This is a genomic window from Arenimonas sp. SCN 70-307 (assembly GCF_001724815.1).
Classification (GTDB): domain Bacteria; phylum Pseudomonadota; class Gammaproteobacteria; order Xanthomonadales; family Xanthomonadaceae; genus Arenimonas.
The window spans coordinates 14,623-33,882 of sequence record NZ_MEDO01000023.1 but is presented as its reverse complement, the minus strand read 5'-3'; the positions used below and the strand labels follow the sequence as shown (position 1 = coordinate 33,882).

Below are 19,260 nucleotides of genomic sequence, written 5' to 3'. Positions count from 1 at the left end.
AAGATCAAGGTCATCAAACGGGTGGCCTACGGCTACCGCGATGACGCCTACTTCTTCTTGAAGATCCGGGCGGCCTTCCCCGGACTTGGGTGAAGAACCAAAAAAAAGGCCGCCCGGGCGGGCGGCCTTTTCTCTTGCGGCGGCGGGAGTTATTCGCCAGCGCGGGAGGCGTCGCGGGCGGCCTTGAAGGCGTTGCCCTCGACGTAGTTCGGCCAGGCCTCGTTGCCGGCCAGTTCGCGGCCGACGCCGTAGAGCGCCTGCAGGTCCTGCACCACGCCGCGCAGGTCCCAGTTCGGGTCGAACTCGTCGGCGGGCTTGTGGTAGGCCACGTTGGTGTACCGGGCCTGGATCTCGCGGCCGTACTCCACGCCCTTCTCGACGTGGTCGATGCCGCCCTTGGCATACAGCGCCGGCACGCCGAACTTGGCGAAGCTGAAGTGGTCGGAGCGGAAGAAGAAGCCCTTTTCCACGCCGTCCTCCTCGACCAGCACGCGGCCCTGGGCCTCGGCGATCGGGCGCAGCACGTCGTCGAGCTCGCTGTTGCCCAGGCCGATCACCACGAAATCGCGGGTCGGGCCGACGACGCTCATCGCGTCGAGGTTGACCACGGCGACGGTGTCCTTGAGCGGGATGACGGGGTTGGCGGCGTAGTACTTCGAGCCCAGCAGGCCCGACTCCTCGAGCGTCACCAGCAGGAACACCACGCTGCGCTCCGGTGCCGGGTTCTGCACCGTGAAGGCCTCGGCGATCTCGAGCACGCCGGCCACGCCGGTGGCGTTGTCGATGGCGCCGTTGTAGACGTGGTCCTCGCCCTCGGGGCCGTCGTGCGTGCCCAGGTGGTCCCAGTGCGCGGTGTAGACGATGGCCTCGTCCGGGCGGGTGCTGCCGGGGATCTTGGCCAGGATGTTGCGCGAGCTGGCTTCCTTGATGCTCGAGTTGAGCTTGGCAGTGAAGGTGGCGTCGCCCAGGGCCACGGCGGTGAAGCCGGGCTTGTTGGCGGCGATGCGCAGCGCGTCGAGGTCCTGGCCGGCGGCCGCGAACAGCTCCTTGGCCACGTCGCCGGTGATCCAGCCCTGCATCGGCAGGCGCGGCTCCGGGTCGGCGCTGGCCGGCAGGTCGTACTGTTCGCCCGACCAGCTGTTCTTGACCACGTCCCAGCCGTAACCGGCGCCGGCGTCGTCGTGGATGATCAGCGCGGCGGCGGCGCCCTGGCGGGCGGCCTCTTCGAACTTGTAGGTCCAGCGGCCGTAGTAGGTCATCTTCTTGCCGCTGAAGAGCTGCTCGTCGCCGACGTGGAAGCCCGGGTCGTTGACCAGCATGACCACGGTCTTGCCCTTCACGTCCAGGCCCGCGTAGTCGTTCCAGTTCGCTTCCGGCGCGTTCACGCCGTAGCCGACGAACACCAGCTCGCTGGCGTCCACCGAAACCTCGGCCTGCGCGGTGCGGGTGCCCAGGGCCATGTCGCTGCCGAAGGCGAGGGCGCGGTCGCTGCCGCCGAGCACGAACTTCGCGCTGCTGGTGGCTTCGTCGGCCGTGGTGGCGACCATCGGCACGTCCTGGAACCAGCTGTCGCCGTTGCCGGGCTGCAGGCCCAGGCGCTCGAACTGCGACACCAGGTAGTCGGCGGTCATCTGCTCGCCGATGGTGCCCGGGGCGCGGCCGGCGAACTCGTCCGACGACATCACGCGCACGTGGGCGGCGAAGTCCTCGGCCGAGATCTCGGGGCCGAAGCCGTGGTCGGCCGACGGGGCGGCGGTGGCCACCGGGGCCTCGGCCGCCGGTTCAGGCGCCGGGCTGCAGGCCGACAGCGCCAGCGCCGCGGCCGCAAACAGCAGGGTGTGCTTCATTCGTGGGGTCTCCAGCTGAACGGAAACCCCGATTCTAGCCCCAATCGAACCAGGTTCATTTTATCCAACCCGGTTCACCGGCCCGCGGGCCAGTGCGGGCCGGTGAACCGGGTTGGATAAAATGAACCTGGTTCGCCTGGTTCAGTCGGCGCGCGGGGCGTCGGGGCGGTCGAGCATGAGGGGCGCGGTGCCCTGCTGCTTGCCCACGCGGGCGTCCGGGTGCACGTACAGCTCCACCTCGCGCTCGAACACCAGGTTGCCCTCGACCACCGAACCGGCGCCGATCACCACCCGCGGCAGGCGCTTGCGGCCGGAGAACCAGCCGGTCGGCTTCTCCACGCGCAGGTCGCCGCGCACCGTCGTGCCGTCGAGGGTGATGTCGCCGTTGGTGGTGGTCACCGAGCCGCCCACCTCGGCCTGGCCCAGGCGGATGCCGCCGTTGACGTTCGACAGGTCGCCGCCGATGCGCGCCTCGTCGTCCACGGTGATGCCGCCGTTGACCAGTTCCACGTCGTCCTCCACCTCGGCCCGCTTGTCGATGCGGATGCCGCCGTTGACCGTCTCGACGCCGCCCGCGACCGCGCCCTCGGCCAGCCGGATGCCGCCGTTCACCGTCTCTGCGCTGCCCACGCGGGCGTCGCGGCCGATGGTGATGCCGCCGTTGACCGCGCTGGCCTTGCGCACGGTGGCGCCGGCGCGCACGGTGATGCCGCCGTTGACGGTTTCAAGCGTGCCGTACTCACGGCCGGCCTCGGCGGTGATGCCGCCGAAGACCTTGTCCACGTTCTCCTGGGCCAGCGCCGGCGCGCCGGCGAAGGCCAGCGAGAGCAGCAGGGCGTGGGCGAGGGGGCGAATGCGCATGGCGGGTCTCCTTGGGTTGTCCCGGTCTGATGCGGCGGCTGGCCCGGGGGTTTAAAGCCGCGACGGACCCACGATGCCCCGGCCCGCTACAATTCGCCCGTGCCACACGTCCCGGAGCCTGCCGTGCCTTCCGCCCAGAACCGCCCCAAGCCCCTGCTGCTGCTGATCCTCGACGGCTGGGGCCACCGGGACGACCCCGCCGACAACGCCCTGGCCCAGGCCCGGCTGCCCAACTGGCGCCGCCTGCTGGCCGAATGCCCGCACACCCTGGTGCACACCGAGGGCCGCCACGTCGGCCTGCCGGACGGCCAGATGGGCAATTCCGAGGTCGGCCACATGAACATCGGCGCCGGCCGCATCGTCTACCAGGACCTGACCCGCATCGACGCGGCCATCGAAGACGGCAGCTTTTTCGCCAACCCCGAGCTCGTCGCCGCCTGCCGGGCCGCCAAGGCCGCCGGCGGCACCCTGCACGTGTTCGGCCTGCTCTCGCCGGGCGGCGTGCACAGCCACGAGAACCACGTCTTCGCCATGGTCGAGCTGGCCCGCCGCGAGGGCGTGGCCGACATCGCCGTGCACGCCTTCCTCGACGGCCGCGACATGCCGCCGCGTTCGGCCGAGCCCAGCCTGCAGGCCCTGCATGCCCTCTGCGCCGACGGCGACGTGCGCGTGGCCAGCGTCAGCGGCCGCTACTTCGCCATGGACCGCGACAAGCGCTGGGACCGCATGGAGCGCGCCTGGAAGGCCATCGTCGAGGCCGAGGCCGACGACACCGCCTCCGACCCGCTCACCGCCCTGCAGGCGGCCTATGGCCGCGGCGAGAACGACGAGTTCGTCCAGCCCACCGTCATCCGCGGCCACCACCCGATGCGCGACGGCGACGCGGTGGTGTTCATGAACTTCCGCGCCGACCGCGCGCGCCAGCTCACCGCCGCCTTCACCGACCCGGCCTTCGACGGCTTCGCGCGCCGCGTGCCCAGGCTTGGCCGATTCGTCTGCCTCACCGAGTACGACGCGAAGCTGCCGGCGCCCGTGGCCTTCGCGCCCGAAGACCTGCGCAACACCCTGGGCGAAGTGCTGGCGGCGAACGGCCTGAGCCAGCTGCGCATCGCCGAAACCGAGAAGTACGCCCACGTCACCTTCTTCATGAGCGGCGGCAGGGAGCCGCTGGTCGAGGGCGAGGAGCGCGCGCTGGTGCCCTCGCCCAAGGTCGCCACCTACGACCTGCAGCCGGAGATGAGCCTGCCGCAGCTGACCGCACGCCTGACCGACGACATCCGCGCGCGCCGGCACGACGTGATCATCTGCAACATCGCCAACCCCGACATGGTCGGCCACACCGGCGTGCTGGCCGCGGCGGTGAAGGCGGCCGAGGCGGTGGACCACGCCCTGGGCGCGATCCGCGCGGCGCTGGCCGAAGTGGGCGGCGAGATGATCGTCACCGCCGACCACGGCAACCTCGAGATGATGCGCGACCCGGAAACCGGCCAGCCGCACACCTCGCACACCGTCGGCCCGGTGCCCTTCGTCTACTGCGGCCGCGCCGCCACGCTGCGCGCCGGCGGCGCCCTGCGCGACATCGCGCCGACGATGCTGGCCCTGCTCGGACTGCCGCAGCCGGCCGAGATGACCGGCCGCCCGCTGGTGGCGCTGGCTTGATCCGCGCCTTCGCGCTGGCGCTTTGCCTGGGCGCGCTGGCCGCGCCCGCCGCGGCCCAGGACGCCGACCGCGCGAAGAAGGAGGCCGCCGCGCAGCAGCGGCTCGAGCAGCTGCGCAAGCAGATCCGCGACATCACCGCCGAGCAGCGCGCGCTCGAGGGCGAGCGCGGCGCCGCCAGCCGCGAGCTGCGTGCCGCCGACGCCAAGGTCGGCGAAGCGGTGCGCGCGCTGCGACGCACCGAGGCCGGCATCGCCACCACCGAAACCGAACTGCAGCAGCTGCAGTCGCAGCAGGGCGAGCTCGAGGCCGGCCTGTCGGGCCAGCGCGAGGCGCTGTCGGCGCTGGTGCGCTCGGCCTATGCGCTGGGCCGGCACGAACAGCTCAAGCTGCTGCTGGCCCAGGACCGCGCGGCCGACCTGGCCCGCGTGCTGGCCTACCACCGCTATTTCCAGGCCGACCGCCAGGAGCGCATCGCCGGCCTGATCGAAGAGCTGCGTGCGCTGGCCGCCGTCGCCCGGCAAATCCAGGACCAGCGCGAGGTGCTCGAAGCCGCACGCGCCCGCCAGCAGGCCGACCTGGCCGCGCTCGAGACCCAGCGCGGCGAGCGCGCCACCTTGCTGGCCACGCTGGAGGCCGGCTTCAAGGACCGCGCCGCGCGGCTGGCGGCGCTGGGCAAGGACGAGGCCGGCGTGGTCAGGCTGCTCGAGCAGCTGCGCGACGCCGTGGCCGACATCCCGCGCCAGGTGGACGACAACCGCCCCTTCGCCAGCCGCCGCGGCCAGCTCGGCAAGCCGCTCGCGGGCACGGTGCTGGCGGCCTTCGGCGGCCGCCTGCCCGACGGCCGGGGCAGCGATGGGCTGCTGATCGCCGGCACCGCCGGTGCCGAGGTCCGCGCCGTGGCCCCCGGCCGGGTGGCGTTTTCCGACTGGCTCAAGGGCTACGGCCTGCTGACCATCGTCGACCACGGCGACGGCTGGATGAGCCTGTACGCCTTCAACGACGCCCTGCTCAAGGACGCCGGCGACTGGGTGCGCGCCGGCGACCCGCTGGCCACCGTCGGCAGCTCCGGCGGCCAGGGGCGCCCGGCCCTGTATTTCGAGCTGCGCCGCAACGGCCAGCCGCAGGACCCCAAGCCCTGGCTGCGCCCCTGATCGCACGGATCCTGGCCCGTAGGAGCGCCTTCAGGCGCATAATCAGACGATGCGCCTGCTGCCCGCCCTGCTGCTGTTTCCGTCCCTGGCCCTGGCCCAATCGCCGGCGCCGGTGGACGCCAGCGACCCGGTGGTGGCGGAGACGGCGCCGGCCGAGGTGCCGCTGGCCGAGATCCGCCGCTACGTGTCGGTGTTCAACGCGGTCAAGGACGCCTACGTCGAGGACGTGGACGACGAGGCGCTGATGAAGGCCTCGCTGCGCGGCCTGCTTTCCGACCTCGATCCGCACAGCGCCTACCTCGACAAGGACGAAGCCGAAGCGCTGGTCGCCGACACCGAGGGCGAGTACGTGGGCATCGGCGTGGAAACCGAGCGCCGCCCCGACGACACCCTGCGCGTGGTCGCGCCCATCGACGGCACGCCCGCGCACCGCGCCGGCCTGCGTGCCGGCGACATCATCACCGCCATCGACGGCGAGCCGCTGCTGTCCAACCCCAACCCGCACCACGCGCTGCGCGGCGACGCCGGCACCACGGTGGTGGTGACCATCGAGCGCACCGGCGAGCCGGAGGCCTTCGATGTCGAAATCACGCGCGAGACCATCCGCGTGGCCTCGGTGGCCAGCAAGCTGCTCGAGCCGGGTTACGGTTACCTGCGCATCAGCACCTTCCAGGCCGACACCGGCCCGGCGCTGCGCCGGCAGCTGCGCGCGCTCACCCGCGACGGCGAGGCGCCGCTGCGCGGCCTGGTGCTCGACCTGCGCTCGAACCCGGGCGGCCTGCTCAGCGCGGCGGTCGAGGCCGCCGACGCGCTGCTCGAGGGCGGCCTGATCGTGCGCACCAAGGGCCGCCTCGCGTATTCGAACGCCAGTTTCCATGCCCGCCCCGGCGACCTGCTGCAGGGCGCGCCGGTGGTGGTGCTGGTCGACACCGGCACCGCCAGCGCCGCCGAAGTGCTGGCCGGCGCGCTGCGCGACCATGGCCGCGCCTCGGTGATGGGTTCGCGCACCTACGGCAAGGGCTCGGTGCAGACGGTGGTGCCGCTCGACAACGGCGATTCGATCAAGCTCACCACCGCGCGCTACTACACGCCCAGCGGCGAATCGATCCAGGCCCGCGGCATCCGCCCCGACATCGTGCTGCGCGGCGCCGCGGCGCGCTCGCTGCGCGAGAGCGACCTCGCCGGCCACCTGGCCGCCGAGGGCGGCGACGACGACAGCACCGGCGAGCTGATCGAAGGCGACGCCGCCATCGCCCGCGCGCTCGACGCGCTCAAGGCCGGCACCGCCACCGCGCGCTCGCGCCGGCGCTTCTAGCCGCGGCTTATCCCGAGCGGTCAGGTCGCCGGCTTGCCGGCCCGCAGCACCAGCGCCACGCCGCCCAGGATGGCCGCGCCAGCCAGCAGCAGGCGCAGCGTGGCCGGTTCGCCCAGCCAGAGCACGCCGGCCACGGCAACGATCAGCGGCACCGCGAGCTGCAGCGTCGCGGCCGAGGCGCGGCGCAGCGAGGGCAGGGCGGTGTACCAGATCGCATAGCCAACCCCCGAAGCCAAGGCACCCGAGGCCAGCGCCGCGAGCAATCCGGGCGTGTCGACCTGGAGCTGCGAGAGCAGCGCAAGCAGGAACAGCGCGGCCATCGGCAGCGTGCGCAGGAAGTTGCCGGCGGTGGTGCGCAGCGGATCGAGGGCGCCGCGTCCGCGCAGCGAGTACGCGCCCCAGGCGACGCCCGCGCCCAGCATCAGCAACGAGGGCAGCGGCGGCGGTGCCGACAGCCCCGGGAGCAGCAAACCCACCAGGCCGGCCAGCGCCACCAGCAGGCCCAGCCACTGCCACCGCGCCAGTCGTTCGCCCGCGGCCAGGCCGCGGCCGATCATCGTCGCCTGCACCGCGCCGAACAGCAGCAGCGCGCCGGCGCCAGCCTCGAGCTGCACGTACGCCAGCGAAAACAGCGCCGCGTAGGCGAACAACGCCAATGCCGAAATCCAGTCGCCGCTGCCGCGGGCCGCGGGCGCGCGCCGCAGCGACACCAGCGCCCACAGCACCAGCGCGCCGGACACCAGGCGGAGGGCCGTGAAGCTGGCCGCGTCCATGCCGCCGTCGCGCAGCGCCACGCGCGCGAGCAGCGAATTGCCTGCGAAAGCCGCCAGCGCCAGCGCCACCAGCGCGGCCAGCGCCAGCGGCGAACGCGCCGCGCTCACGCGCCGGCCCAGGCCCCGAGCAGGCGGACGCACCACCAGCTGGCGATGCCCAGCTGCACCGCGAAGAAGCCGAAGCGCACGGTCACGGCGGTGGCGCCGGTCGAGGCCAGGTGCACGCTGGACTGCGCCACGCGCGCGGCCAGCAGCCAGGGCGCCAGCGGGTCGGTGACGGTGTGCAGGCTGGCCAGCAACGCCACCAGCATCAGGCCGCCGAACACCGGGAAACCCTCGAGGCAGTTGGCGTGCGCCCGGGCCAGCCGCTGCGCGAAGGGCGTGCCGTCGCTGCCGTCGGGGCGGAAGCTGTCGGCGCGGCGGCGCCCGCTGAGCACCAGGCCGGTGCGCATGAGCTCCATCACCAGCAGCAGGAGCAGGGTCCAGGCGATGTAGCCCAGCAGGACGACGGCGGTCAGGGTCATGGCGGTCTCTCTCAGTCGCGCAGCCAGCGCAGCATGTGGGGGTAGGGCGGCAGGCCGCGCTCGCGCGCCTGTTCGCCGACGAGGGTGAGGCCGTGGGCGGCCAGGCCGGCGCTGCCGGGGTGGACGCCGAGCGAGTAGGTCATCACCAGCGACTCCGAGCGGCCGTGGTAGCCGCCGGGGTGGAACAGCACCGAGGCCGGCAGGCCCAGGTGCACGCAGGCCGCGTAGGCCCAGGCAGTGGCTTCGATCTCGCCGCCGGGGGCGTTGATCGGATGGCCGTCGAGCAGCGCCGGCAGTTCGTGGCGGCGCGCGGCGGGCGTGACGGCGATGTGGCCGGCTTCGTGCAGCAGGTCGCCGGGCCAGGCCAGGCGCGCACGGTCGAAGATGATCTCGCCGGCCTGCACCTGCACGCCCGGCAGGAAGGCGTCGTCGGGCACCGGCGCCTCGCGCACCCGGATGCCGGCGTCCCGCAGGAAATCCGCGATCCGGTCCGCCAGCGACCCGTCGGCGGACACGGGGTTCAGCGCGGCTTGGCCGGCAGCGGGAAGGGCGTGACCACCTTCTCGCCGGTGCTGGCGTCGCGGATGCTCAGCTGGCCCTTGCGGTCGACTTCCTCGACGCGCACGACGCTCTGCATCGGCAGGTGCAGCACGCGGGTGTCGGCGAACTCATCGCGCAGGCGCTCTTCGGTGGGGTCGACCACCACGCCTTCCTTGGCGTCGAACACCAGGTCCGACACTTCGGTGAAGCCCCACAGCGAGCTGGCCGCCACGCGGCGCGCGTAGATCTCGTACACCTTGCCGGCGTTGAGGAACGTGACCTTGTAGAGGATGCGCTGGTTCATGGCCCGCGATTATATTCCCGGCTTTACTGGCCGCGTGAACGCCGCGCCAGCGCGGGCTTGAGCGCCAGCGCGTACACCAGGCCCACGCCGAAGCCGGCCAGGTGCGCCCACCAGGCCACGGCGCCGAAGCTGGGGCCGACGAAGGTGAAGACCAGCTGCAGCACCGCCCACAGGCCGATCAGCAGTGCCGCCGGCAGCTTGATGAATTCCAGCCACAGGCCCAGCGGCACCACCACGCCCAGGCGCGCGGTGGGGAAGAGTGCCAGGTAGGCGCCGATCACCGCCGACACGCCGCCGCTGGCACCGATGATGGCGCGCGCCGGGTCGCCCATCAGCAGCGCGGCGGCGAGGTTGGCCAGGGCGCCGCCGGCGAGGAAGAGCAGCAGGTAGCGCCAGGGGCCCATCACCCGCTCGGCGGGCAGGCCGAAGATGAGCAGGAAGAGCAGGTTGCCGGCCAGGTGGACCGGCCCGGCGTGGATGAAGAGCGCGCTGAGCAGGGTGAGCAGGCGTTCGTCGCGCAGCGCGGCGCGCCATTCGGTGACGCTGCCGGAGATGGTGCCCCAGCGCAGCAGGGTGGCGCGCCAGGCGGCGTCGTCGGCGAGCAGCGCGATCCAGATGTAGGCGCCCACCATCAGCGCCGCCAGCAGCGGCGTGGCCCAGCGCCAGTGCGACTTGCGCCGCGTGGGCAGGTTCACGAACACGTTCAGGGCCTCGGCAGGCGCAGCGCGCGGCCCTGGGCCTCGATCACCACGCCGTCGCGGTCGATGCCGCGCAGCACGACGCCGTCGGCCACCATCGCGCCCTCGCCGAGGCGGCGGCCGTCGAGGATGACGAAGCGCGCCGCCGGGTCGTCGGCGAAGACGTGCATGGTGAGCTTGAGCGGCGGCAGCGCGGCGCGTTCGCCGGCGGCGAGGTCGGCCAGGCGCGGGATGCTGCCCTCTCCCCGGCCCTCTCCCGCAGGCGGGAGAGGGGGAACTGCCGTTTCGCTTCCCTCAATCGCAAGCGGGGGAACTGCCGCTTCGCTTCGCTCTCCCGCAGGCGGGGGAACCGCCGATTGGCTCCCTCTCCCGCTGGCGGGAGAGGGCTGGGGAGAGGGCATCGGCACGGGCGCGGGCGGCTCGGCACGGACGACCGCCCCCTCTCCCCGGCCCTCTCCCACGGAGGTGGGAGGGGGAACCGCCGCTTCGCTCCCTCTCCCGCTGGCGGGAGAGGGCTGGGGAGAGGGCGTCACGACATCGACGCGCTGCCACTCCCGCCAGCCAAACACCGCCAGCACCACCAGCAACAGCGCCCCCAGCGCAAACGCCCACGCCGGCGCACCCTCGCGGCGCGCGCGCGCCAGCGGCGCCTGTTCGACGAACAGCCCGGGCGCCTGCCCGCGCTGGCGCTCGGCTTCGGATTTCTTCAGCGCTTCGAGGATCAGCGACATCAGTCCAGCACCCGGCGCAGGCGCGGGCCCTCGTTTTCGCGGGCCGCCAGCGCCAGCAGGGTTTCCGGGCCGACCACGCCGTCGGCGGCCAGGCCGTTGGCTTCCTGCAGGCGGCGCACCGCGGCCACGCTGGCCGCGTCGAACACGGCCGGGCCGGCATCGGGCGACTGCAGGCCGGCGCGGTCGCGCAGGCGGTCGTGGATCCAGTCCACGGCCGGGCCGCTGGCGCCGGGCACCGGAGCGGGCAGCAGGAAATCGGGGCCACGCCAGAGCGCGGCGTACTCGCCGCGCCAGGCGCGTTCGAAAGCCAGGCGGTCGGTGTCGAAGCGGCCGCCGCCCAGCCACAGGCGCACGCGCACCGCGTCGGCGCCAAGCAGCACGGCCCAGGTCTCGCCCTCGGCGGTTTGCAGGCGCAGCAGGGCCGGGCGACCCAGCGCCGCGAGCTTGCCCAGCGTGGCGCGGCCGCGCAGGCAATACAGGCCGGGCGCCAGCGACGGCGGGCAGGCCTGCGCCTGGTCCACCGTGGCTTCCTGCGCACGCACGGTCCACAGGCCCAGCAGCTGGCCCCAGGCCGGTTCGGACGACGCGCCGGCCAGGCGCACGCGCGCCGCCAGTTCGCCGCCGGGCAGGTAGGGCACGGCCGGCTCGGGCGCGGGCGCGTCGGTGCTGCCCGCCTCGGGCGCTTCCGCCGTCGCCGGCGGCGGCACCGGCCGATCGCGCAGTGCCAGCAGCAGCACGACCAGGGCCAGCACGCCGGCCACGACCCAGGCCAGGTCCGGGCGCGGCAGCTTCGACAGCCGCGGCGCCAGCGCCTCGCGCGCGGCGCGGTCCACCCAGCGCTCGCCGATCTGGGCTTCGTCGTGCGCATAACCGGCCAGCAGCGCGCGCTCGGCGATGATGTTCACCAGCCGCGGCACGCCGCCCGAGTGGTGGTGGATGCGCTTGACCGCCAGCTTGGTGAAGGGAAAACGCTTGCCGCCGGCGACCGCGAACCGGTGCCGCAGGTAGGCCTCGGTTTCGGCTGCGTCCATCGGCGTGAGGTGGAAGCGCGCGGTGACGCGCTGCGACAGCTGGCGCAGGTCCTCGCGCGCCAGCAGCTCGCGCAGCTCGGGCTGGCCCAGCAGCAGGATCTGCAGCAGCTTCTGGGTCGGCGTCTCGAGGTTGGTGAGCAGGCGCACCTGCTCGAGCGCCTCGGCGCTGAGGTTCTGCGCCTCGTCGATGATCAGCACCACGCGCAGGCCCTGCGCATAGGCGTCGAGCAGGTAGTGGTTGAGCGCGTCCACCAGGCCCTTGAGGCTGCCCTTGCGGCCGGTGGTGTCGATGCGCAGCTCTTCGCAGATCGTCTCGAGCAGCTCCACCGGGCTCAGGCGCGGGTTGAGCACCAGCGCCACGCGCACGTTTTCCGGCAGCTGTTCGAGCAGCAGGCGGCAGAGCGTGGTCTTGCCGGTGCCGACTTCGCCGGTGAGCTGCACGAAACCGCCGCTGCCGCCCTGGCCGACGCCGAACAGCAGGTGCGCGAGCGCGTCCCGGTGGCGCTCGCCCAGGAAGACGAAGCGCGGGTCCGGGGTGATCGAGAACGGCGGCTCGTCCAGGCCGTAGTGCCCGAGGTACATGCGCGGTCCGGCGGGTAAGGGCGTCCAGAATGCCACGCCTTCGGCGGACGCTGGAACCGCATCTTTCCTGCGTGCGGCGGGCGGCTTTCCTCGCCGCGCCCGCGGGCCGTGCCTACCGGCCGGCAGGATTAGCGCTGACCCGCCCGGCGCGCGCGCCGGCGAGCCTGTGCGGGCGCCATCCCGGCGCAGGAGGAACAGCCATGAAAGCAATCATCCTGGTCGCGGCGGCGGCCCTGCTGGCCGGCCCGGTCGTGGCCCGCGCGGCGCCCACGCCCGGGCCCATCGAGGACACCGAGGGGCCCCTGCGGTGCATGCTGCACTTCAGCACCGCGCTGCCCGAGGCCACGCGCTTCACGCCCGATGGCAGCACCCACCTGGTGTGGGAGGACAGCCTGGGCCGGCGCACCGAAGCCGAGCTGCGCAGCGGCGGCGACGTGGTGCTGCGCCTGCCCGGCGGCCTGGTGCAGCACGTGCCGGCGTCGAAGCGGCTGCCCACCGAAGGCGAGCTCGAACTCACCCGCCGCATGGTGTCGATGTTCCGCGAGCGGGGCGTGGACCTGCCGGGCAGGCGTTTCCTGGCCTCGGGCGGCCCCTTCGAGCCGCCGCCGGATCCGGAGGACCAGCCGGTGTGGAGCAACGCGGAAGGCATCTGGACCCTGGGCGATGTCTGCGCCAACGCCGAGCGGCTGGCGCGCGCCAACTGCACCTGGGAGTGCAGCCAGGACGGCATGACGGGCTTCTACACCCCGGGCGAGTGCGGGGTGGGTTCCTCGTGCTGGTGCGGGTATGAAGTGCACACCCGGCCGTTCTGAGGCCGGCGCGGCCCTCCCGGCGACGGGAGGGCCGGTGTGCAGGCTCAGTCGTCGAGCGTGAGCAGCGAGGCGTTGCCGCCGGCCGCGGTGGTGTTGACGGTGAGCGTGCGCTCGGAGACGAAGCGCAGCAGGTAGTGCGGGCCGCCGGCCTTGGGGCCGGTGCCGCTCAGGCCCTCGCCGCCGAAGGGCTGCACGCCCACCACCGCGCCGACCTGGTTGCGGTTGACGTAGCAGTTGCCCACGCGCACGGTGCGGGCGATCTTCTCGACCGTGGCGTCGATGCGCGAGTGGATGCCGAGGGTCAGGCCGTAGCCCGTGGCGTTGATGTCGGCCAGCACCTGGTCGAGCTGGTCGGCCTGGTAGCGGATGACGTGCAGCACCGGGCCGAACACCTCGCGGGTGAGCTGCGAGAGCGAGTTGAGTTCGTAGGCGCGCGGCGCGAAGAAGCAGCCGTGTTCGGCCGAGGCCGGCAGCTTCACTTCCTTGATCAGCCTGGCCTCCTTGTCCATGCGCGCGGCGTGGTCGGCGAGCACCTTGCGGGCGTCCTCGTCGATCACCGGGCCGACGTCGGTGCTCAGCAGGGCCGGGTCGCCCACGGTCAGCTCGTCCATCGCGCCGGCGAGCATGCCGATCACCTTGTCGGCGATGTCGGCCTGCACGAACAGCACGCGCGCCGCCGAGCAGCGCTGGCCGGCCGAGTCGAAGGCAGAGGTCATCGCGTCCTTCACCAGCTGCTCGGGCAGGGCCGAGGAGTCGGCGATCAGCGCGTTCTGGCCGCCGGTCTCGGCGATGAGCGTGGCGATGGGCGCGTTGCGCGCGGCCAGGGCGCGGTTGATCGCCCAGGCGGTTTCGGTCGAGCCGGTGAAGCACACGCCGGCCACGCGCGGGTCGCGGGTGAGCGCGGCGCCGACGGTGGCGCCGTCGCCCGGCAGCAGCTGCAGCACGTCCTTGGGCACGCCGGCCTCATGCAGCAGCTGGGTGGCCAGGAACGCCGTGAGCGTCGTCTGCTCGGCCGGCTTGGCCAGCACGCTGTTGCCGGCGGCGAGGGCCGCGGCCACCTGGCCGATGTAGATGGCCAGCGGGAAATTCCACGGGCTGATGCAGACGAACACGCCGCGGCCGTGCAGCCACAGCTCGTTCGATTCGCCGGTGGGGCCGGGCAGCTTCTCGGGCTGGGCCAGCAGCTTGCGCGCCTGCATGGCGTAGTAGCGCAGGAAGTCGACCGCCTCGCGTACCTCGGCCACCGAGGCCGCCAGCGACTTGCCGGCTTCCTTGACGCAGATGGCGATGTACTGCGGCAGGCGCTGCTCCATCAGGTTGGCGGCGTGCTCGAGCACCAGCGCGCGGCTGGCGGCGGGCATCGCGTCCCAGCCCGGCTGCGCGGCCACGGCATTGGCGATGGCCTTGTCCACCATCGCGGCGTCGGCGGGCAGGTATTCGCCCACGCGCTCGCGGCGGTCGGCCGGGTTGCTCACCGCCACCGGCGCGCCCGAGGCGCTGGCGCCCGGCACCAGCGGCGTGGCCGAAACCGGCTTGAGCGCGGCGTTGATGTCGCGCGCGAGGGTGGCGAGGGTGTCGTCGTTGGCGAGGTTGGCGCCCATGGAGTTGGTCCTGTCTTCGCCGGCGGCCTGGTAGAGGTCGCGCGGCAGGGGGATGCGGGTGTGCGGCTTGCTGGCGTAGCCGGCGACGGTGGCCACCGGGTCGGCCACCAGTTCGGCGGCCGGCAGCGATTCGTCGGTGATGCGGTTGACGAAGCTGGAATTGGCGCCGTTCTCGAGCAGGCGGCGCACCAGGTAGGGCAGCAGGTCCTCATGCGAGCCCACCGGCGCGTACACGCGGCAGGGCACGCCCAGCCTGTCCGCCGGAATCACCTCGGCATAAAGATCGTCGCCCATGCCGTGCAGCTTCTGGAACTCGAAGCGCGCACCGGCGGCGTAGTGATGGATCGCCGCGATGGTCTGCGCATTGTGCGTGGCGAACATCGGGTAGATGGCGTCGCTGGCCGCCAGCATGCGGCGCGCGCAGGCCAGGTAGCTCACGTCGGTGTTGGCCTTGCGGGTGAACACCGGGTAGCCGTGGTAACCCTCGGCCTGGGCCTTCTTGACCTCGCTGTCCCAGTAGGCGCCCTTCACCAGGCGCATCGGCATGCGGCGGCCGGTCTTGCGGGCCAGGTCGGCCAGGAAGTCGATCACGAAGGGCGCGCGCTTCTGGTAGGCCTGCACGGCCAGGCCGTAGCCCTCCCAGCCGTCCAGGGTCGGATCGGCGAAAGCGCCGGCGATCACGTCCAGGCTCAGCTCGAGCCGCTCGGACTCCTCGGCGTCGATGGTGAAACCGATGCCGTGCGACTTGGCCAGCCTGGCCAGCTCGAGCACGCGCGGGGTGAGTTCGGCCTGCACGCGGGCGCGCTTGGCCAGCTCGTAGCGCGGGTGCAGGGCCGAGAGCTTGACCGAGATCGAGGGCGCGGCGAACACGTCCGGGAAGGGGCCGCCGGCGCCGATCGCGCCGATGGCGTCGCGGTAGGCGCGGAAATAGCGGTCGGCGTCGGCCTGGGTGAAGGCCGCCTCGCCCAGCATGTCGAACGAATACAGGTACTTGGCCTGCTCGCCCTTGCGGCTGCGCTCGAGCGCCTCGGCGATCGTGCGGCCCATGACGAACTGGTGGCCCATGATCTTCATGGCCTGGCGCACGGCCAGGCGGATGGCCGGCTCGCCGGCCCGGCCCACCAGGCGGCGGAAGGCGCCGATGGCGTTGCGGCGGGTTTCCTCGGCCAGGTTGACCATGCGGCCGGTCAGCATCAGGCCCCAGGTGGAGGCGTTGACCAGCACCGAGCTCGACTGGCCCATGTGTCGGTCCCAGTCGGCGTCGCCGAGCTTGTCGCGGATGAGCTTGTCGGCGGTGGCGCGGTCGGGGATGCGCAGCAGGGCCTCGGCCACGCACATCAGCAGCACGCCTTCCTCGCTGGAGAGGTCGTACTGGCGCATGAAGGCCTCGACCATGCCCGGGTCGGCGGCGCGGATGCGGGTGCGGCCCACCAGGGCCTCGGCCGTGGCCTGCACCCGGGCCTGCTGGTCGGCCGGCAGGCGGGCCTGTTCGAGCAGTTCGGCCAGGTGCTCGGCCTCGTCGCGGTGGTAGGCCGCGGTGATCCGGGCGCGCAGCTCCGAGGGCGCGCCGGGCAGTTCAGGGCTCAGGATCGGGGTCACGGGGGTCCAGGCGGGGCGGGCGCGGGGCGCGCGAGAACGCGGATTCTAAGGCCGCGCCGGGGGGCGCGGAAGCCACGGGCCTTCACTTTCCACGCTGGCGCGGGCCGGGCTTTGGCTTGCCCCCCCATCGCGCGGGTCGGTAAAATCCCCCGGTTCTAGCTGGTCGCGGAGAATCCGCGTGATCGAGCTCGATGTTTCGGCGCCTGCAGGGCCCGGGGCCCGTCTGGTGCTCCGGCCCCGGCGCGCCATGACGGCGAGCCAGTTCACCGGGTTGTTCGTGGCCCTGTCGCTGGCCACCTTCACGGTGGCCTGCTTCGCCTGGTGGCACCAGGGCAACGTGCTTGCCCCGGTGTTCGCGCTGTTGGACGCCGCCTTCATCGCCGTGGTGTTGCGATGGGTGTGGCGCCAGGGCGAACGCTTCGAGGTGATCGCGCTCGACGCGCGGCGCCTGGAAGTGCGGCGCTCGGCCCAGGACGGGCCGGCCTTCGAGGCCCACCCCTACTGGGTGCGGGTTTCGCTGGACGGCGGCGAGGGCCGGGAGCGGGTACTGTTGGGCTCCCAGGGCCGGCAGGTCGAGGTCGGGGCCTTCCTCCCACCGGGGGAGCGCCTGGAACTCGCGGCACGGTTGAAAGAATTGCTGGCGGCGGCCTCGGGCCGCGGCCGGGACCAAGACCACACGTTGGGGTAAGTTCGGATGAATGCGAAGAAAGCAAACGCCATCGTCGCCAAGGCCGCCACCGGCCTGCTGGCCGCCCTGGCGAGTATCCCGGCCTGGGCCGACAGCGAGCCCGTGCGTTGGCAGCTGAACATGCCGCAGGGCGTCACCCGCACCGCGGAGAACGCCTACGACATGCACATGCTGATGCTCTGGATCTGCGTGGCCATCGGCGTGGTGGTGTTCGGCGCGATGGGCTACGCGATGGTGAAGTTCCGCAAGTCCAAGGGCGCCAAGCCGGACGTGGAGTTCACCCACTCCACCAAGCTCGAGGTCATCTGGACCGTGGTGCCCATCCTCATCCTGGTGGTGATGGCCGTGCCGGCCACCCTGAAGGTGATCGAGCAGTACGACGCCAAGGGCCACGAGATGACCGTCAAGGTCACCGGCTACCAGTGGATGTGGCGCTACGAGATCGTCGGCGAGGACGTGAACTTCATCTCCCGCCTCGACCGCGAGTCCGACCGCATCCGCCAGGCCGGCATCCGCCCGGACCCGAACGCCAACCCGCACTACCTGCGTGACGTCGACAACCCGCTGGTGCTGCCGACCGACACCAAGATCCGCCTCGTGTTCACCGCCGACGACGTGATCCACGCCTGGTGGGTGCCGGCGCTGGGCTGGAAGCAGGACGCCATCCCCGGAATCATCAACGAGGCCTGGACCGAGATCCGCGAGCCGGGCACCTACCGCGGCGTTTGCGCCGAGCTGTGCGGCAAGGACCACGGCTTCATGCCGATCGTGGTGAAGGCCGTGCCGCGCGCCGAGTACGAAGCCTGGCTGGCCGCGCAGAAGGCCGGCGACCTGGCCGAGGCCGCCCGCATCGCCGCCACCGCCCCGGCCACCGCCGGCGGCGAAGGCTGAGCAGAACCCTGAGAGAGGCACGAGAAATGGCACACGTTGACGCCCACGCCGACCATGGCGAGCACAAGCAGAGCTTCTTCCAGCGTTGGTTCTACTCGACCAACCACAAGGACATCGGCACGCTGTACCTGGTGTTCTCGCTGGTGATGTTCTTCATCGGCGGCGCGATGGCGCTGGTGATCCGCGCCGAGCTCTTCCAGCCCGGCCTGCAGCTGGTCGAGCCCGAGTTCTTCAACCAGATGACCACCATGCACGCGCTGGTGATGATCTTCGGCGCGGTCATGCCGGCCTTCGTGGGCCTGGCCAACTGGATGATCCCGCTGCAGATCGGCGCGCCGGACATGGCGCTGCCGCGCATGAACAACTGGTCCTTCTGGATCATGCCGTTCGCCTTCACCCTGCTGCTGATGCCGCTGATCCTGCAGCTGTTCTTCGGCATCGGCGGCGGCGGCCCGGCCGGCGGCTGGACCCTGTACCCGCCGCTGTCGCTGCAGGGCGGCAACAGCACGGCCTTCACCATCTTCGCCATCCACCTGATGGGCATCAGCTCGATCATGGGCGCGATCAACATCATCGCCACCGTGCTCAACATGCGCGCCCCGGGCGTGGACCTGCTCAAGATGCCGGTGTTCGTGTGGACCTGGCTGATCACCGCCTTCCTGCTGATCGCGGTGATGCCGGTGCTGGCCGGCGCGGTCACCATGCTGCTGACCGACAAGTTCTTCGAAACCAGCTTCTTCAACGCCGCCGGCGGCGGTGACCCGGTGATGTACCAGCACATCTTCTGGTTCTTCGGGCACCCCGAGGTCTACATCATGATCCTGCCGGCCTTCGGCATCGTGTCGGAGATCATCCCGACCTTCGCCCGCAAGCCGCTGTTCGGCTACCAGGCCATGGTGTACGCCACCGCGTCGATCGCCTTCCTGTCGTTCATCGTCTGGGCCCACCACATGTTCACCGTGGGCATGCCGCTCGGCGGCGAGCTGTACTTCATGTACGCCACGATGCTGATCGCCATCCCCACCGGCGTGAAGGTCTTCAACTGGGTCACCACCATGTGGCGCGGCTCGCTGACCTTCGAGACCCCGATGCTGTTCGCCCTGGGCTTCGTGGTGATGTTCACCATCGGCGGCTTCTCGGGCCTGATGCTGGCCATCGTCCCGGCCGACTTCCAGTACCACGACACCTACTTCGTGGTGGCGCACTTCCACTACGTGCTGGTGACCGGCGCCGTCTACGGCATCATGGCCGGCGTGTACTACTGGCTGCCGAAGTGGACCGGCCACATGGTCGACGAGACCCTGGGCAAGTGGCACTTCTGGCTGTCCACGATCTTCGTGAACCTGCTGTTCTTCCCGCAGCACTTCCTGGGCCTGGCGGGCATGCAGCGCCGCGTGCCGGACTACAACGTCGCCTTCGCCGACTTCAACATGTGGTCGACCATCGGCGGCTTCGGCTTCGGCTTCAGCCAGCTGCTGTTCGCCTACATCGTCTGGAAGACGGCCCGCGGCGGCGTCAAGGCCGAAGCGCGCTCGTGGGAAGGCGCCAAGGGCCTGGAGTGGACCGTGCCGTCGCCGGCGCCGCACCACACCTTCACCCTGCCGCCCAAGATCAAGGACGGCGACCTCGCCCACGGCGACGTCACCCACTGAC

The 19,260-nt window shown here is 71.9% G+C and carries 17 protein-coding genes; 7 read left to right on the top strand and 10 right to left on the bottom strand.

Annotated features, from left to right (window positions below; genetic code table 11):
• Window positions 1–149: 149 nt before the first annotated feature.
• On the bottom strand, window positions 150–1,847 hold the full coding sequence (locus ABS41_RS11960; protein ID WP_290594854.1) for a M28 family metallopeptidase: 1,698 nt from the start codon (window positions 1,845–1,847) through the stop codon (window positions 150–152).
• A gap of 141 nt (window positions 1,848–1,988) precedes the next feature.
• The gene (locus ABS41_RS11955) at window positions 1,989–2,708 is read right to left on the bottom strand and encodes a hypothetical protein (RefSeq protein WP_290594853.1); all 720 of its coding nucleotides are present in this window, start codon (window positions 2,706–2,708) and stop codon (window positions 1,989–1,991) included.
• Between the two features lie 123 nt (window positions 2,709–2,831).
• Here ABS41_RS11955 and gpmI point away from each other — a divergent pair, with 123 nt between their 5' ends.
• Genes gpmI through ABS41_RS11940 form a run of 3 tightly spaced genes read left to right on the top strand, consistent with a single transcriptional unit; the run spans window position 2,832 to window position 6,833 of the window.
• Entirely contained in the window at window positions 2,832–4,367 is a 1,536-nt protein-coding gene (gpmI, locus tag ABS41_RS11950) for a 2,3-bisphosphoglycerate-independent phosphoglycerate mutase (RefSeq protein WP_290594852.1), read from the top strand.
• Window positions 4,364–5,518, top strand: a complete 1,155-nt coding sequence (locus tag ABS41_RS11945) for a peptidoglycan DD-metalloendopeptidase family protein (protein WP_290594851.1) — start codon at window positions 4,364–4,366, stop codon at window positions 5,516–5,518. Before gpmI ends, ABS41_RS11945 begins: the two co-directional genes overlap by 4 nt.
• 49 nt (window positions 5,519–5,567) lie before the next feature.
• Window positions 5,568–6,833: a S41 family peptidase gene (locus ABS41_RS11940; protein WP_290594850.1), complete on the top strand. Its 1,266-nt coding sequence runs from the start codon at window positions 5,568–5,570 to the stop codon at window positions 6,831–6,833.
• 20 nt (window positions 6,834–6,853) lie between these two features.
• Here the strand turns inward: ABS41_RS11940 and ABS41_RS11935 are convergent, their stop codons facing one another.
• The 7 genes from ABS41_RS11935 to ABS41_RS11905 are packed head-to-tail and all read right to left on the bottom strand — an operon-like array spanning window position 6,854 to window position 12,016.
• Complete coding sequence (locus tag ABS41_RS11935; RefSeq protein WP_290594849.1) at window positions 6,854–7,714, bottom strand: EamA family transporter; 861 nt, start codon at window positions 7,712–7,714, stop codon at window positions 6,854–6,856.
• Window positions 7,711–8,130 (bottom strand): MAPEG family protein, encoded by a 420-nt coding sequence (locus ABS41_RS11930; RefSeq protein ID WP_290594848.1) that lies wholly within the window; start codon window positions 8,128–8,130, stop codon window positions 7,711–7,713. Before ABS41_RS11930 ends, ABS41_RS11935 begins: the two co-directional genes overlap by 4 nt.
• An 11-nt stretch (window positions 8,131–8,141) precedes the next feature.
• The gene (locus ABS41_RS11925; RefSeq protein WP_290594847.1) at window positions 8,142–8,645 is read right to left on the bottom strand and encodes a hypothetical protein; all 504 of its coding nucleotides are present in this window, start codon (window positions 8,643–8,645) and stop codon (window positions 8,142–8,144) included.
• Window positions 8,646–8,650: 5 nt separating this feature from the next.
• Window positions 8,651–8,974, bottom strand: coding sequence for a DUF1820 family protein (locus tag ABS41_RS11920; RefSeq protein ID WP_290594846.1), 324 nt, complete (start codon window positions 8,972–8,974; stop codon window positions 8,651–8,653).
• Between the two features lie 23 nt (window positions 8,975–8,997).
• Window positions 8,998–9,675, bottom strand: a complete 678-nt coding sequence (locus tag ABS41_RS11915) for a rhomboid family intramembrane serine protease (protein ID WP_290594845.1) — start codon at window positions 9,673–9,675, stop codon at window positions 8,998–9,000.
• 2 nt (window positions 9,676–9,677) lie between these two features.
• On the bottom strand, window positions 9,678–10,403 hold the full coding sequence (locus ABS41_RS11910) for a general secretion pathway protein GspB (protein WP_290594844.1): 726 nt from the start codon (window positions 10,401–10,403) through the stop codon (window positions 9,678–9,680).
• Complete coding sequence (locus tag ABS41_RS11905) at window positions 10,403–12,016, bottom strand: ExeA family protein (RefSeq protein WP_290594843.1); 1,614 nt, start codon at window positions 12,014–12,016, stop codon at window positions 10,403–10,405. The genes ABS41_RS11910 and ABS41_RS11905 overlap by 1 nt, the downstream gene beginning before the upstream one ends.
• A 200-nt stretch (window positions 12,017–12,216) precedes the next feature.
• Here ABS41_RS11905 and ABS41_RS11900 point away from each other — a divergent pair, with 200 nt between their 5' ends.
• A complete protein-coding gene (locus tag ABS41_RS11900; protein WP_290594842.1) occupies window positions 12,217–12,828 on the top strand; it encodes a hypothetical protein in 612 nt (203 codons plus the stop codon).
• A gap of 44 nt (window positions 12,829–12,872) precedes the next feature.
• Here the strand turns inward: ABS41_RS11900 and putA are convergent, their stop codons facing one another.
• Window positions 12,873–16,028, bottom strand: coding sequence for a bifunctional proline dehydrogenase/L-glutamate gamma-semialdehyde dehydrogenase PutA (gene putA, locus ABS41_RS11895; protein ID WP_290594841.1), 3,156 nt, complete (start codon window positions 16,026–16,028; stop codon window positions 12,873–12,875).
• 178 nt (window positions 16,029–16,206) lie between these two features.
• Here putA and ABS41_RS11890 point away from each other — a divergent pair, with 178 nt between their 5' ends.
• Genes ABS41_RS11890 through ctaD form a run of 3 tightly spaced genes read left to right on the top strand, consistent with a single transcriptional unit; the run spans window position 16,207 to window position 19,259 of the window.
• Complete coding sequence (locus ABS41_RS11890) at window positions 16,207–16,716, top strand: DUF2244 domain-containing protein (protein WP_290594840.1); 510 nt, start codon at window positions 16,207–16,209, stop codon at window positions 16,714–16,716.
• A 6-nt stretch (window positions 16,717–16,722) separates the two neighbouring features.
• The gene (coxB, locus tag ABS41_RS11885; protein ID WP_290594839.1) at window positions 16,723–17,607 is read left to right on the top strand and encodes a cytochrome c oxidase subunit II; all 885 of its coding nucleotides are present in this window, start codon (window positions 16,723–16,725) and stop codon (window positions 17,605–17,607) included.
• A gap of 26 nt (window positions 17,608–17,633) precedes the next feature.
• On the top strand, window positions 17,634–19,259 hold the full coding sequence (gene ctaD, locus ABS41_RS11880; protein ID WP_290594838.1) for a cytochrome c oxidase subunit I: 1,626 nt from the start codon (window positions 17,634–17,636) through the stop codon (window positions 19,257–19,259).
• Window position 19,260 lies beyond the last annotated feature (1 nt).